We start from the raw sequence: 12,774 nt of genomic DNA on the forward strand, positions 1-12,774 counted from the left end.
CTTCGACGTAGCGTTGAGGTGATCGAAGGGGAACACGTGGCTGAGGACGACCGCACGCGCGCAATGCGAGCGCCCGGAGAGGGCCGCCCGCTACCCATGACGCCCAAGGACGAACGGCTCCGCGCCGCAGGTCAGCCTGCGCATCCGGCGCCCGGCACGGCGAAGTACCCCTCGCCCGTGCCCGCCCCCGAAGCGCCGAAGGCCACCTCCAAGGTCTACGGCAAGGCCCGCTCGGGCAAGAGCCCGGTCCGGCCGCTCGGCAGGCCCAAGGACTCGCGCTCGCCCTCGCCGGAAGGCGGCGGAGGGGGCGGCTTCGGGTTCGGCGGCAGGGGAGGCGGAGGCGGCAGGCCCGACCGCGGCCCGCGCAGGCGCCCGTCGGGCCGGACGATTCTCAAGATCGTCGCCGGGCTGGTGGTCGTGCTGCTGGTGGCGGGCATCGGGATGATCTTCTGGATCAACTCGCGGCTGGCCGGCATCGAAGGCGTGCTCGACGACTACGAGGGCCGCCCGGAAGACACGCCTGGCACCAACTGGCTGCTCGTCGGCTCCGACAGCCGCAAGGGCCTGTCGGCGGCCCAGCGCAAGAAGCTGGCCACCGGCAGGGCGGCGGGCCAGCGCACCGACTCGATGATGCTGCTGCACGTGCCGGAGGGCAGTGACAAGGCCACGCTGGTCTCGCTGCCGCGCGACTCGGCCGTCACCATCCCCGGCAAGGGCCGCAACAAGCTCAACGCCGCCTACGCCTTCGGCGGGCCCAAGCTGCTGGTCCGCACGATCGAGTCGGCGACCGGCATCAGGATCGACAACTACATGGAGATCGGCTTCGCCGGTTTCGTCGGCATCGTCGACGCGGTCGGCGGTGTGGAGATCAACGTCAGGGCCGACATCGACGACCCGAAGGCCGGACTCAAGCTCAAGAAGGGCCCGCAGGAGCTGACGGGCGGCCAGGCGCTCGGTTACGTCCGCACGCGCAAGGGCGGCGCGCTGCCCGACTTCGAGCGCACCCAGCGCCAGCGGCAGTTCCTCGCGGCCGTGGTGAAGAAGGCGGCCAGCCCGGGTGTGCTGATCAACCCGTTCACCTCGATCCCGCTGGCGATGAGCGCCACCGAGGCGGTCACGGTCGACTCCAGCACCGGGGCCTTCGACCTGCTGTCGCTCGGCCTGGCGATGGGCGAGAGCCCGGTCACCACCGTCGTGCCCTTCGGCGGCAACGAGATCGCGGGCGGCGGCTCGGCGGTCAAGTGGGACAGGGAGAAGGCGCTGCGCCTGTTCAACGCACTCAAGGAGGACAAGCCGGTCCCGAAGGACGCCCTGTCCAAGTAGGAGGCGGCGGGTTCAGCCCGAGCTGCGTCCAAGTAGGAGGCGGCGGGGTCAGCCCGAGCTGCCCGCCACCGCTCCGCTCACCACGGCGGCCGTGATGCCCGCCGTGATGGCGGCGTTGATCGAGGCGATGGCCTTGGCGACGGCCTCACCCGCCCACTCGCCCTCGGCCACCGCCTTGATCCGGTCCCGGTCGGCGCCGGGGAAGGCCTTGCGGTCGAGCTTGGAGGCGTGCAGCACGGCGATGAGCACCGCGGTGCGCTCGTCGGGTTCGGCGCCGCCGAGCACGTCGGCCACGCGGTGCCTGATCTCGGCCTCGACGCTGGGGTCGGCCTCGGGCCAGCGGGTGGTCGGGAAGACGCCGAGCACCTTGCCCTTGGTCTCCGACAGGATCCCGGCGTCGGCGAGCCCGGTCAGCAGGCGCTTGCGCAGCTTGCTGGAGTGCAGCTTGTACACCCACCACTGGGGCTTGCGCTCCTTGCGCTCGTCGGTGACGCGCCGCAGCGCCTCGTCGAGCTCGGCCTCGCCCAGCGGCGTGGGGTCGGTGGTGACGACCCGCTTCTCGGTCAGCTCGATCCGGCCCGCCAGCGCCAGCTCGGCCAGCACCGCTCCGCCGAGCGCCGCGTCGAGTTCGGTCGAGCCGATCAGCTGTTTGCCCTCGTCCTCGCTGTGCGCCAGAAGCAGGACTTCCTCGGCGATGGTCACACTCATGCCCAGACCCTACGCCGTAAGCGGTCGGTAAGGATCGGGGCGGGAAAGGCGTGCTCTGCTGGGATGTATGAGAATCACCGGACGAGCTGTCGCAGGCGTGGTCTCGGTCGTGGTGGCCGCGGGACTGGTGGTGGGGCTGGCGCTGTTCCAGCCGTGGCGGCTGTTCACGACCGTCGTGGTGAACGAGGCCGCGCCGACCGTGCCCGCCGTGGAGCGGGAGCCGGGCCGGGCGCGTGCCGCCACGACGCTGGCCGCCGGTGTGTTCGTCACGCACGAGCACGCCACGAAGGGCCGGGCGAGGGTGCTGGAGCTGCCCGGCGGCGGCAGGGTGCTGAGGATCGAGAACCTCGACACCTCCGACGGTCCCGACCTGCGGGTATGGCTGAGCGACCAGCCGGTCACCGACGACTGGCACGCCTTCGACGACGGCGAGCACGTGGAGCTCGGCGCGCTGAAGGGCAACAGGGGCGACGCCAACTACGCGATCCCGGCCTCGGCCGATCTCGACGCGCTGAGCAGTGTGACGATCTGGTGCCGGAGGTTCGCCGTGTCGTTCGGGGCTGCGACGCTGAAGCCGGCCTGAGCCAGGTTGTCCACAGGCTGTGGACAACCTGGGGCGACGTAGTGTGGAGGCATGCCCGAACTACCGGAAGTGGAGTCGCTCGCCGAGTTCCTGCGTGAGCGGGCGGTGGGCCACACGGTCCTGGGGGTCGATGTCGTGGCCTTCCAGGCGTTGAAGACGTTCGACCCTCCGGTGTCCGCGCTCGGGGGCCTGACCGTGACGTCGGTGACGCGGCACGGCAAGTTCCTCGACCTCGACTGCGACGGCCTGCACTTCGTCACGCACCTGGCCCGCGCGGGCTGGCTGCGCTGGCGCGAGGACCTGTCAGGCGCCAAGCCGGTGCGTCCGGGCAAGGGGCCGCTCGCGGTGCGCGTCAGGCTGTCGGGCGACGACGGGCGCGAGCCGGGGTTCGAGCTGACCGAGGCGGGCACGCAGAAGCGCCTGGCGGTCTACGTCACGAAGAACCCGGCCGAGATACCGGGCATCGCGGCACTCGGGCCGGACCCGCTCGCTCCCGACTTCACCGTCGACACGCTGAAGGCCATCGTGGGCGGCAACCGCACCCAGATCAAGGGCCTGCTGCGCGACCAGAAGATCATCGCGGGCATCGGCAACGCCTACTCGGACGAGGTGCTGCACGCCGCCCGCATGTCGCCCTTCAAGATCGCCGCAAGCCTGACGGACGAGCAGGTCGCCGATCTGTACGAGGCCATGGTGACGACCCTGCGCGACGCCGTCGAGCGGGCCAGGGGGGTCGCGGCCAAGGACCTCAAGACCGAGAAGAAGTCGGGCCTGCGCGTGCACAACAGGGCGGGCCTGCCCTGCGACGTGTGCGGCGACACGATCCGCGAGGTGTCGTTCGCCGACTCCTCGCTTCAGTACTGCCCGACGTGTCAGACCGGCGGCAAGCCCCTGGCCGACCGCCGGATGTCGAAGCTGCTCAAATGACGGCTCAGGCGACGTAGGGGTCCTGGCCGCCCTCGCTGACCATGGGCTTCTGCGCCCACGCCCACGCCTGCATGCCGCCCTCGACATTGATCGCGTCGCGGCCGATGTGGTTGAGCCACGCGGCGGCCTGGGCCGAACGCCCTCCGGCCCTGCAGATCACGTAGACGGGCTGGTCGGCGGGCACGCCGTCGACCTCGGCCTGGAGCCGGCCGAGCGGGATGTGCACTGCCTTGGGCGCGTGGCCCGCCTGCCACTCGTCGGGCTCGCGGACATCCAGCAGAAAACCGTCTTCCGGCACGTCGCGGGCTGAGACCTCAGGAACCGTCATGCGATCCATTCTCCCAGATCACCTCACCGAGGCGCCGCATTCCTTCGCCGATCTCCGCGGGCGTGTACGTCGTGTACGAGAGGCGGAGGGTCGCGGCGTCGGGTTCGGCGATGTAGAAGGCCGGTCCCGGCACGAAGGCGACGTCGCGCGTGAGGGCCTTCGGCAGCAGGTCGACGGTGTCGTGGCCGTGCGGCAGCCGTACCCAGACGAACATGCCGCCGTCCGGGGTGTTCCACGTGGTGCCCGGCGGGGTGGCGGCGGGCAGTGCGGACAGCATGGCGTCGCGGCGCTCGCGGTAGCCGGTGCGGATGCGCTCCAGGTGCGCGTCGAGGTCGTTGGCCGCGAGGAACTCCACGGCAGCGGCCTGGTTGATCGTCGAGGTGTGCAGGTCGGCGGCCTGCTTGACCAGCACGAGCGAGCCGAGCACACCCTGCGGGGCGCGCGCCCAGCCCAGCCTGAGCCCGGGCGCCAGCACCTTGGAGAAGCTGCCGAGGTAGATCACCCGATCGGCCGATGCGGCCTGCGCGGCCAGAGGGGGCTGCGGCTCACCGGAGAAGCGCAGTTCGCCGTACGGGTCGTCCTCGACGATCCAGAAGTCGTGCTCGGCGGCCAGCGCGGCGACGGCGGCCCTGCGGGCGGGCGAGAGCGTGCCTCCGGTGGGGTTGGCGAACGTCGGCACCAGGTACAGCAGCGCGGGCCGCTCCCTGCGCACCGCCTCTTCGAGCGCCTCGGGGTCGATGCCGTCCGCGTCGCCCCTGACCGGCACCACCCTGGCTCCGGCCAGCTGGAAGCACTGCAGGGCGGCGAGGTAGGTGGGCTCCTCGACCAGCACGACCGAGCCGGGGTCGATCAGCGCGGTGGCCACCAGGTTCAGCGCCTGCTGCGACCCCGCCGTCACGAGCACCTCCGACGCCGCCGTCCGCAGCCCCTTGCGGGTCAGCCGCCCGGCGATGAGGGCCCGCAGGGCGGGGTCGCCCTCGGTCGGCGAGTACTGCAGCGCGCGCTGGGCCGCGGGACCGGTGAGCACCCTGTCGTATGCGGCGTTGAGCCCGTCGGTGTCGAAGAACTCAGGGGCGGGCAGGCCTCCGGCGAACGAGATCACACCGGGCCGTGCGGTCAGGGCGAGCAGGTCGCGCACGATGGAGCTGGACACACCGGCCAGTCGGGAGGCAAGAGCAAGGTCGGGCATACGATCACAGTACCGCCCAAAGTTGGGGCACTTTCTGACCCCGGCGTCTTGTCAGAATGCCGCGAGATGACATACTTCGGGCGAAAATTAAAGAACCCGCGGGAGCTTGGGGCAACCAGGCTGAGAGGGCGTCTACCGCTGGCGCCGACCGCATGAACCTGTCCGGGTAATGCCGGCGTAGGGAGCGCGTGATGACGCCTGTCGTCGATGATCTCAAGCATGCCGAAGCCCCGCTGACCCTCGACGAGGCGGCGCCCAAGACGCTGGGCGCGCTCGACCAGGGGGCCTTCTGGGCCAATCTCGGCGTCAGCCTGCTCGGCTTCTCCATGGCGTTGTACCTCATCGACCCGCTGGGCTCGGGCAACGGCCTCACCGTGCCAGCCGCGATCACCGCGACCGTCGTCGGCAGCCTGATCGGCACCGCGATGGTCGGCCTGGCCGCGGTGATCGGCGCGCGGACCGGTCAGCCAGCGATGGTGCTGCTCAGAGGGCTGTTCGGGGCCAGGCTCTCGGCCGTCCCCTCGGTGCTCAACGTCGTGCAGATGGTCGGCTGGGGCGCCTTCGAGCTCTGGGTGATCTCGATGGGCGCCCAGGCGATCTTCCCGGGCGTGGTGCCGTACGCGGTGTGGGTGGTGCTGGCGGGGGTGCTGACCACGGCGCTCACGTTGTACCCGCTGGGGGCGATCAGGCTGATCAGGCGGGTGGTGACGGCGGGGGTGATCGTCGCGACCGTGTGGTTCGCCGTGGTCTTCGTCGGGCAGGCGCCGCCGCAGACCGGCGGGTCGTGGGAGGCCTTCATCCCGGCCGTCGACCTGGTGATCGCCCTGTCGATCTCGTGGGTGCCGGTCGCCGCCGACTTCGCCAGGCACTCGCGCACCGGCAGGGGCGCGTTCGCCGGAGTGGTCGGCGGGTACACGATCGCGCAGGTCGCCTGTCTGGCACTCGGGGTCTACGCGGTGGCCATCGCCGGGCCCGCGGCCGTCGCGGCCGACGCGACCGCGGTGTTCGCGCCGTTCGTTGCCGCTCCGCTGGGCGCGCTCTTCTTCGGCGTCCTCGTGCTGCGTGAGACCGACCAGTCGTTCGCCAACGTGTACTCGACCGCGATGTCGCTGCAGAACCTCATGCCGAAGGTGGACCGCCGGGTGTTCTCGGTGGCGATCGGCGTGGTGACGGTGCTGGTGGCGCTCGTGGTCGACGTGAAGTCCTACGGCGCGTTCCTGGGGATCATCGGCGCGGTGTTCGTGCCCATGCTCGGGGCGCTCGTCGTCGACTACTTCCTGCTGGGCGGGGGCGTCCGGTGGAACACCGCGTACGACGCGCCCTCGCGCTGGCTCATGGTGGTGCCGTGGGCGCTCGGCTTCGTCACGTGGTGGATGCTGGCCGCGCCGTCCGAGATCGGCTGGTGGGCCGCGATCTGGAAGGGCGCGCGCTCGGCGATCGGCTTCACGCCCGCTCCGTGGATGAGTGCGGCGCTCGGCGCGTTCGTGGTCTCCGCCCTGGTCACCCTGGCCGTCGGGGGCCTCGCCCGCCGCAGGTGAGGCCCGCCGCTTGTACTTGTACGGCAGGCGCGTGGCTTTGGGGGGCGCGCGCCTGCCGTACGAGAGGTCAGCGGGTGGGCAGGTTGGCGCCTTCGAGGCGGAGCAGGCTCTGCTTGGCCACGGGGCCGCCCGCGTAACCGCCGAGCGCGCCGTCGCGCTGGACGACCCGGTGACAGGCGACGATCACGCACACGGGATTGGCGCCGACCGCGTTGCCGACGGCGCGCAGGGCCTGCGGTCTGCCGATGCGCTCGGCCAGATCGGCGTAGGTGGTGGTGCCGCCGTAGGGCACGGCCGAGGTCATCTGCAGCACGGTACGCGCGAACGGCGTGGCGAGCTGCAGGTCGACCGGCGTGGTGAAGGCACGCAGACGGCCCTCGAAGTAGGCGTCGAGCTCACGGCGTACCGGGTCGAGCCTGCGCGCGTCTGGCCCGATCGAGCGACCGACCCTGGCCGAGACGCGCTCGAACACGGTGTGCTCGTCCTCGAAGCTGCACGCGACCACACCCCGCGCGGTGACGGCCAGAACGAGGGCGCCGATGGGACTTTCGGCGGTGCCGAACGCAATATCCGGCGGCCCCTCGCCCCGATATGTCGGAGAGGTAACCCGCAGCAGGGCATCGAGGTCGCCAGCCGACATAACCTCACCCTTTTCGCGTACAGGAGCCTATGCCTGCAGCGTATCGGACGGATCGCCCCCCGTACCTGCCACGCCACAGGCACTATGGAGACGTGGGTGACGACAGGGCCGGCAGTGACGCCCTCGCCGACGACGGCATCGCCGATGCCGTCCTGGCGAGTTCCCCCAATGCCGTCGTCGTCCTCGACCGCGACCAGACCGTCCTGGTGTGGAACCGCGCGGCCGAGCGCCTGTTCGGGTGGAGCGCCGCCGAGATGGTCGGGCGCAGGGCGCCGATCGTGCCCAGCGAGCTGACCGCCGAGCACAACGCCGTGCTGGAGCGCGTGCGCACCGGTGGCCTGGTCACCCTGCGCACCAAGCGCTTCCGCCGTGACGGCACGCTGCTCGACGTGCGCGCCGACACCAGTGCGCTGGTGCAGGGCGTGTCGGTGACCGGGTTCATCAGCGTCTACCACCTCACCAAGGACGACCAGACCGCCAAGGACCGCGGCGCGCGCCGGGCCAGGCTCGTGCGCAGGCTCACCGACGTGGTCGGCGACATCAACGCCGAGCTCGAACTCCCCTCGGTCCTCGACCGGATCGCGGCCAGCCTCACCGAGCTGACCGGCGCCGACGCGGGCGGCTTCGCGGTCATCGACGGCGAGCGGCTCAAGCTCGTCGCCTCGCACCGGCTGCCCGAGTCGTTGCGAGGGGCGAGCGCCGACCTGCGTTCCAGCCTGGTCGGCAAGCTGCTGCGCACGGGCAAGACCGTCATGTTGGAGTCCGGCGGGCTCGGCGACCTGATCTGGGCCGAGCTGCCCGGCCTGCACACGATCGCACTCGGCCTGACCTCGGTCGGCGGCAGGCCGTACGGCGCGCTCTATGCGCTCTTCGCCCAGGGCAAACCCGGGCATGTCGAGCTGGAGCTGCTGGAGTTGCTGGCCGGGCACGCGGGCATCGCCGCGGGCAACGCCCTGGCCTACCAGGACGCCCTTCGCCAGCGGGCGCACGAGCGTGCCGTGTTCGACGCCAGCGCCGACGGCATCGCCGTGCTCGACAGCGGCGGCAGGGTCATCCAGTGGAACCCGGCGGCGGGCGAGCTCACCGGTTTCTCCATCGAGCAGGTGCTGGGCAGGCGCATGCCGTTCCCGCTGCCGAGGCCGGGCGAGAAGCTCACCCTCCAGCTGGAGACCGGCCGCTGGCTCGACGTGCTGTGCGCGCGGATCGTGGAGACGGGCGAGACGGTGGTCGACTTCCGCGACGTCACCAGGGCCAAGGAGCTCGAAGAGGCCAAGGACCTGTTCCTGGCTACGACGAGTCACGAGTTACGCACCCCGATCACCGTCGTGCGAGGCTTCGCCAGCACGCTCGACGCCCGCTGGGACAAGCTGAGCGACGGTGAGCGCCGCTCGGCCGTGCACACGATCGCCGAGCGGGCGAGGGCGCTGGGTCAGCTCATGGACCATCTGTTACTCGGGGCCAGAGCGGGCGCCGACGAGTTGGCGGTGCGCGCCGAGGCCTTCGATTTCGGGGCGCGGATCAGGGCCGCGACCCTTGGATTTCCGGACTTATCTGACAAACATCGGGTCGAAGTGGTCATACCCGAAACCCTGCCCCTCGTCAGAGGCGACGCCCTGGCCACGGACATCGTGCTCGGCCAGCTTCTGGAGAACGCTTTCAAGTATTCGCCCGACGGCGGACTGATCGCCGTCGAGGCCTGGGAGGAACACGACGGAGTCGTCGTGGTGGTCGACGACGAAGGGGTGGGCATCGCCCCCGCCGACCGCGATCGGGTCTTCGAGAGATTTGTGCAGGTGGACAGTGGTGACAGACGCAGATTCGGTGGCGTCGGCCTCGGCCTCTACATCGTCAGAAGCCTCGCCAGGGCCCAGGGCGGCGATGTCAGCGCCCATCCCAGGCCTGGCGGAGGCACCCGGATGAGGCTCATACTGCGACGAGCTTCCACTATCGAATACGACACACCGGTGTGGTAACGAGGAGGTCACGGATGCGCTGAACTATCGTCCAATGTGCACAAGCTGTGATCGAGGGGCGGTTTCTGCGACCGGGGAACGGGGCATTTCGGTCGTACTGGGGTGTGTCCCTCAGGGGGATTCGGGAGCGGGGAGGTGAGCGTGTCGAGTGTCGTGATGCTGCCGTACGCACCGTCGAGTGTCGCCATCGCACGCCAGCGCCTCAGCACTGACCTGGAGCAATGCGGGGTGTTCGCCACTGCCATCGACGATGCCGTCCTGGTGGTCAGCGAGCTGTTGAGCAACGCGTTGAGACACGCTCATCCGTTGCCGTCGGGCCAGATCAGAGTGGGGTGGATCTGGAGCGACGACCATGTCGAGGTGGCGGTGAGTGACGGAGGCGCGGCGACGGAGCCGCGCGCCGGACGCCCGACGCTGTCCTCGCTCGGTGGTCGCGGTCTCGGCATCGTCGAGTTCGTCGCCGATAGCTGGGGAGTCCGGCACGAGGGGGAGATGACGACCGTGTGGGCCGTCCTCTCCGCCCCGCATCGAGTGGCCAACGGCCAGGTTCACGCGCTGAGAGAGGCTGGATAGAGCACACGCCGCTCGGCGGCCGTCCAGGCCGTCGAGACGAGCAGGTACACACCCGCCGCCAGCGGCATGACCGCGGCGGCCAGGAGCGTGCCGTACGGCAGGAGCCTGAGCAGCTTCGGCTGGGCCGGCATCCGCCGTGAGGTGTACCAGGCGACGAGTGCGATCAGCGCGAACAGCACGGCGAACACCACGAGCGACCCCACACCACCGGCGACCAGACCGGCGGGCGCGCTGAGCACGGCGGCCAGGTTGTGCCCGAGCGGAGCGCCGAACAGCGTGTGCCCGACGAGCGCCGTCGGGTGGGTGGCCACATGGAACAGCACCCAGAAGAACGGCAACTGGGCCAGCGAGGCCAGGATCCCGGCGAACGGGCTGGTGCCCTCGCCCGCGTAGAGCGCGGTGAGCTCCGTGCTCAGGCGCTGCGGATCGCTCTTGTGCTTCTCCCGCAACGCGGTCATCCGAGGCAGCAGCGCGGTCCTGACCCGCGCCGCCCGCGCGGCCTTGACGCTCAACGGCAACAGCAGCAGCCGTACGGCCAGCGTGAACACGACGATCGCGAGTGCGAACGAGTCGAATGGATTGAGCGCGACAATGGCGTCGATCATGCGAAAAAGACCCCTTCAGGGCATGGGACAACACGAAGGGGCTACCGGTGAGCAGCCCCGCTTATCGGAAAGCGGGGCGAAGCGACGGCGCTCTGGGCCGTGGGCGTCCGGCGGCGCCGGGGTCGCGCTGCCGCAGGAACGCCGTGCGCAGGGAGTAGGCCCTGCGCGAGACGGGCACGCCGGAAGGCTGGACGGTCGTGCTGTGACTCGCCCAGGCCAGAAGCACGAAGACGAACCCGATCATGGTCATCACCAGGAACGGGTCCGCCAGTGCGGTGATCATCTCGCTACTTGGCCGACGAGGACGACGTCTTGCCGACCAGGGTGACGGCCACGAAGACCACGACGGCGATGACGCCGAGGATCAGGGCGAACTTCAGAATGCCGAAGACCAGCGGAATGATAAAAGCAAACAAGACATATAGCGCCAAAGCGGCGCCAGCGACCATCATCACAATACGACCCATGGGCCCAAGGTACGTCGTGCGCGTATCCCGCGCGAGATTTCTTACGATGCCGTGACCGATGACCGCCGTCCCGCGATCGGCCGCGCGCTCGCCGTACGGTGGGCTGGTGAGCACCAGGATCCTGGTCGTCGAGGACGATCCCACCGTGGCCGAGGTCGTCGCGCGCTACCTGGAACGTGACGGGCACCAGGTGGAATGCGTCGGCGACGGGGCCGAGGCGCTGCGCAGGGCGCTGGCCGATCCGCCCGACCTCATGGTGCTCGACCTGATGCTGCCCAAGCTCGACGGCCTCGAGGTGTGCCGGAAACTACGCGAACGCCGGCCGGTGCCTGTGATCATGCTCACCGCGCTCGGCGAGGAGATCGACAGGGTCGTCGGCCTGGAGACCGGCGCCGACGACTACGTGACCAAGCCGTTCAGCCCCCGCGAGTTGGCCCTGCGCGTGCAGTCGGTCCTGCGCAGGGCGCGCGGCGCCTCGGTCACCGGCGGCACCGGCATCCTGCGCGACGCCGACCTCGTCCTCGACGTCGGAGCACACGAGGTACGGCTCGGCGGCGTCGAACTGCTGCTCACCGCGCGCGAGTTCGACCTGCTGGCCTACCTCATGCGCAATCCGCGCCAGGCCTTCAGTCGCACCGCGCTGCTCGAACAGGTGTGGGGCTGGTCGTTCGGCGACTCCTCGACGGTGACCGTGCACGTCAGAAGGCTGCGCGAGAAGGTCGAGCCCGATCCCACGACGCCGCGCAGGATCGTCACCGTGTGGGGCGTCGGCTATCGCTATGAGCCGCTGCCGTGACGCTGCTGCGGATCGTCGCGGTCACGGCCGGGCTCGGCGTGCTGGTCGCCGTGGCCGGTCTGGCCGTCATGCGCATGCTGCGCGAGCGGTCGATCGGCGTCATGCTGGCCGTCGTCGCGGTGGTCGCCGTGCTGGCCACCCTGGCGGGCGTCGTCGCGATCACCCTGCGCATGCTCATCGAGGGAGGCGCGCGCGACCTCGTGCTCAGCGTCGTGGCCGTGGGCGGGCTCGTCGGGCTCGGCGTGGCGTTCGTCCTGGCCCGCAGGGTGGTGGCGGCGAGCAGGCGGCTGGTCGACGCGGTGCGGGCCGTGCCTCCGACGGGTGAGTTCACCGCGCCCAAGGGGCTGCCCGCCGAGCTCCAGACGATCGCGGGCACGCTGGAGGAGGCCTACGAGGGCCTGCGCCTGGGGCAGGAGCGCGAACGCGCCCTCGAAGGGTCCAGGCGCGAACTGGTGGCCTGGGTGAGCCACGACCTGCGCACGCCGCTGGCCGGGATGCGGGCGATGGCCGAGGCCCTTGAGGACGGCGTCGCGGCCGACCCCGAGACGGTGGCGAGGTACCACACCCAGATCCGCGTCGAGGTCGAACGGCTCTCCGGCATGGTCGACGACCTGTTCGAGCTCTCCCGCATCCACGCGGGCGCCCTGCGCCTGAGCATGGCCAGGATCGGCCTGGCCGACCTCGTCGCCGACACCATGGCCCTGGCCGAGCCGCTGGCCAGGGCCCGAGGTGTGGGCCTGGCCGCCGACGTCGAGCCCGTGCCGGTCGAGGGTGACGGCAACGCCCTGGCCAGGGCGCTGCGCAACCTCGTCGTCAATGCCATCAGGCACACGCCCACGGGCGGCGACGTCGTCGTGCGGGCATCGGCCGAAGGCGAGAGCGCCTGCCTGTCGGTGGCCGACGGCTGCGGCGGCATCCCGGGCGAGGACCTGCCCAGGGTCTTCGACGTGGCCTTCCGCGGCGAGTCGGCCCGTACCCCGCAGGGCGACGGCGGCGCCGGGCTCGGCCTGGCGATCGCCAAGGGCATCGTCGAGGCGCACCAGGGCGCCATCGCGGTGGCCAACGAGGGGGCGGGCTGCCGCTTCGAGATCAGACTGCGCCGCGCCCAGCCGGGCTGAGCGGCC

Annotated in this window: 15 protein-coding genes and 1 riboswitch; of the genes, 8 read left to right on the plus strand and 7 right to left on the minus strand. The window is 70.7% G+C overall.

Annotation, left to right across the window (positions count from 1 at the left end):
- The first annotated feature begins 96 nt into the window (after positions 1-96).
- A complete protein-coding gene (locus ACTWNK_RS02585; protein WP_474301874.1) occupies positions 97-1,323 on the plus strand; it encodes an LCP family protein in 1,227 nt (408 codons plus the stop codon).
- Between the two features lie 48 nt (positions 1,324-1,371).
- Here ACTWNK_RS02585 and ACTWNK_RS02590 read toward each other — a convergent pair whose 3' ends face one another.
- Positions 1,372-2,031, minus strand: a complete 660-nt coding sequence (locus ACTWNK_RS02590; protein WP_474301875.1) for a GOLPH3/VPS74 family protein — start codon at positions 2,029-2,031, stop codon at positions 1,372-1,374.
- A gap of 67 nt (positions 2,032-2,098) precedes the next feature.
- On the opposite strand from ACTWNK_RS02590, the gene ACTWNK_RS02595 reads away from it, so the two are divergent.
- Together ACTWNK_RS02595 and ACTWNK_RS02600 are read left to right on the plus strand one after the other, a co-directional pair.
- Positions 2,099-2,614 carry a DM13 domain-containing protein gene (locus ACTWNK_RS02595; protein WP_474301876.1) on the plus strand — a complete coding sequence of 172 codons (516 nt, stop codon included), beginning with the start codon at positions 2,099-2,101 and terminating at the stop codon, positions 2,612-2,614.
- A gap of 51 nt (positions 2,615-2,665) precedes the next feature.
- Complete coding sequence (locus ACTWNK_RS02600; RefSeq protein WP_474301877.1) at positions 2,666-3,541, plus strand: Fpg/Nei family DNA glycosylase; 876 nt, start codon at positions 2,666-2,668, stop codon at positions 3,539-3,541.
- A 4-nt stretch (positions 3,542-3,545) separates the two neighbouring features.
- Here the strand turns inward: ACTWNK_RS02600 and ACTWNK_RS02605 are convergent, their stop codons facing one another.
- Positions 3,546-3,878, minus strand: coding sequence for a rhodanese-like domain-containing protein (locus ACTWNK_RS02605; RefSeq protein ID WP_474301878.1), 333 nt, complete (start codon positions 3,876-3,878; stop codon positions 3,546-3,548).
- The gene (locus ACTWNK_RS02610) at positions 3,856-5,058 is read right to left on the minus strand and encodes an aminotransferase-like domain-containing protein (RefSeq protein WP_474301879.1); all 1,203 of its coding nucleotides are present in this window, start codon (positions 5,056-5,058) and stop codon (positions 3,856-3,858) included. The genes ACTWNK_RS02605 and ACTWNK_RS02610 overlap by 23 nt, the downstream gene beginning before the upstream one ends.
- An 88-nt stretch (positions 5,059-5,146) precedes the next feature.
- A riboswitch (TPP riboswitch) is annotated at positions 5,147-5,259 on the plus strand.
- On the opposite strand from ACTWNK_RS02610, the gene ACTWNK_RS02615 reads away from it, so the two are divergent.
- Positions 5,250-6,596, plus strand: coding sequence for a purine-cytosine permease family protein (locus ACTWNK_RS02615; RefSeq protein ID WP_474301880.1), 1,347 nt, complete (start codon positions 5,250-5,252; stop codon positions 6,594-6,596). (Overlaps the previous riboswitch by 10 nt.)
- Positions 6,597-6,663: 67 nt before the next feature.
- Here the strand turns inward: ACTWNK_RS02615 and ACTWNK_RS02620 are convergent, their stop codons facing one another.
- Positions 6,664-7,236, minus strand: a complete 573-nt coding sequence (locus ACTWNK_RS02620) for a methylated-DNA--[protein]-cysteine S-methyltransferase (protein WP_474301881.1) — start codon at positions 7,234-7,236, stop codon at positions 6,664-6,666.
- A 92-nt stretch (positions 7,237-7,328) separates the two neighbouring features.
- Between ACTWNK_RS02620 and ACTWNK_RS02625 the strand changes: the two genes are divergently transcribed.
- The gene (locus ACTWNK_RS02625) at positions 7,329-9,209 is read left to right on the plus strand and encodes a PAS domain S-box protein (RefSeq protein ID WP_474301882.1); all 1,881 of its coding nucleotides are present in this window, start codon (positions 7,329-7,331) and stop codon (positions 9,207-9,209) included.
- A gap of 141 nt (positions 9,210-9,350) precedes the next feature.
- Complete coding sequence (locus ACTWNK_RS02630) at positions 9,351-9,782, plus strand: ATP-binding protein (protein WP_474301883.1); 432 nt, start codon at positions 9,351-9,353, stop codon at positions 9,780-9,782.
- Here ACTWNK_RS02630 and ACTWNK_RS02635 read toward each other — a convergent pair.
- From ACTWNK_RS02635 to ACTWNK_RS02645, 3 genes are all read right to left on the minus strand, one after another.
- Entirely contained in the window at positions 9,758-10,387 is a 630-nt protein-coding gene (locus ACTWNK_RS02635; RefSeq protein WP_474301884.1) for a YidC/Oxa1 family membrane protein insertase, read from the minus strand. The genes ACTWNK_RS02630 and ACTWNK_RS02635 overlap by 25 nt on opposite strands.
- Positions 10,388-10,448: 61 nt before the next feature.
- The gene (locus ACTWNK_RS02640) at positions 10,449-10,670 is read right to left on the minus strand and encodes a DUF6412 domain-containing protein (RefSeq protein ID WP_474301885.1); all 222 of its coding nucleotides are present in this window, start codon (positions 10,668-10,670) and stop codon (positions 10,449-10,451) included.
- Between the two features lie 4 nt (positions 10,671-10,674).
- Entirely contained in the window at positions 10,675-10,968 is a 294-nt protein-coding gene (locus tag ACTWNK_RS02645) for a hypothetical protein (RefSeq protein ID WP_474301886.1), read from the minus strand.
- Here ACTWNK_RS02645 and ACTWNK_RS02650 point away from each other — a divergent pair.
- Together ACTWNK_RS02650 and ACTWNK_RS02655 are read left to right on the plus strand one after the other, a co-directional pair.
- Positions 10,961-11,650: a response regulator transcription factor gene (locus ACTWNK_RS02650; RefSeq protein WP_474301887.1), complete on the plus strand. Its 690-nt coding sequence runs from the start codon at positions 10,961-10,963 to the stop codon at positions 11,648-11,650. The two genes, ACTWNK_RS02645 and ACTWNK_RS02650, sit on opposite strands and share 8 nt — an antisense overlap.
- Positions 11,647-12,768, plus strand: coding sequence for a sensor histidine kinase (locus ACTWNK_RS02655; protein WP_474301888.1), 1,122 nt, complete (start codon positions 11,647-11,649; stop codon positions 12,766-12,768). The genes ACTWNK_RS02650 and ACTWNK_RS02655 overlap by 4 nt, the downstream gene beginning before the upstream one ends.
- Positions 12,769-12,774: the final 6 nt, after the last annotated feature.

Source organism: Nonomuraea sp. IBHARD001 (assembly GCF_056106265.1).

Excerpts from the sequence above, each read along its gene's own strand:
- ACTWNK_RS02640 (WP_474301885.1), bottom strand. The coding sequence starts at position 10,670 with ATGATCACCGCACTGGCGGACCCGTTCCTGGTGATGACCATGATCGGG.
- ACTWNK_RS02595 (WP_474301876.1), top strand. The coding sequence starts at position 2,099 with ATGAGAATCACCGGACGAGCTGTCGCAGGCGTGGTCTCGGTCGTGGTG.
- ACTWNK_RS02600 (WP_474301877.1), top strand. The coding sequence starts at position 2,666 with ATGCCCGAACTACCGGAAGTGGAGTCGCTCGCCGAGTTCCTGCGTGAG.
- ACTWNK_RS02620 (WP_474301881.1), bottom strand. The coding sequence starts at position 7,236 with ATGTCGGCTGGCGACCTCGATGCCCTGCTGCGGGTTACCTCTCCGACA.
- ACTWNK_RS02585 (WP_474301874.1), top strand. The coding sequence starts at position 97 with ATGACGCCCAAGGACGAACGGCTCCGCGCCGCAGGTCAGCCTGCGCAT.
- ACTWNK_RS02610 (WP_474301879.1), bottom strand. The coding sequence starts at position 5,058 with ATGCCCGACCTTGCTCTTGCCTCCCGACTGGCCGGTGTGTCCAGCTCC.
- ACTWNK_RS02605 (WP_474301878.1), bottom strand. The coding sequence starts at position 3,878 with ATGGATCGCATGACGGTTCCTGAGGTCTCAGCCCGCGACGTGCCGGAA.
- ACTWNK_RS02590 (WP_474301875.1), bottom strand. The coding sequence starts at position 2,031 with ATGAGTGTGACCATCGCCGAGGAAGTCCTGCTTCTGGCGCACAGCGAG.
- ACTWNK_RS02615 (WP_474301880.1), top strand. The coding sequence starts at position 5,250 with ATGACGCCTGTCGTCGATGATCTCAAGCATGCCGAAGCCCCGCTGACC.
- ACTWNK_RS02635 (WP_474301884.1), bottom strand. The coding sequence starts at position 10,387 with ATGATCGACGCCATTGTCGCGCTCAATCCATTCGACTCGTTCGCACTC.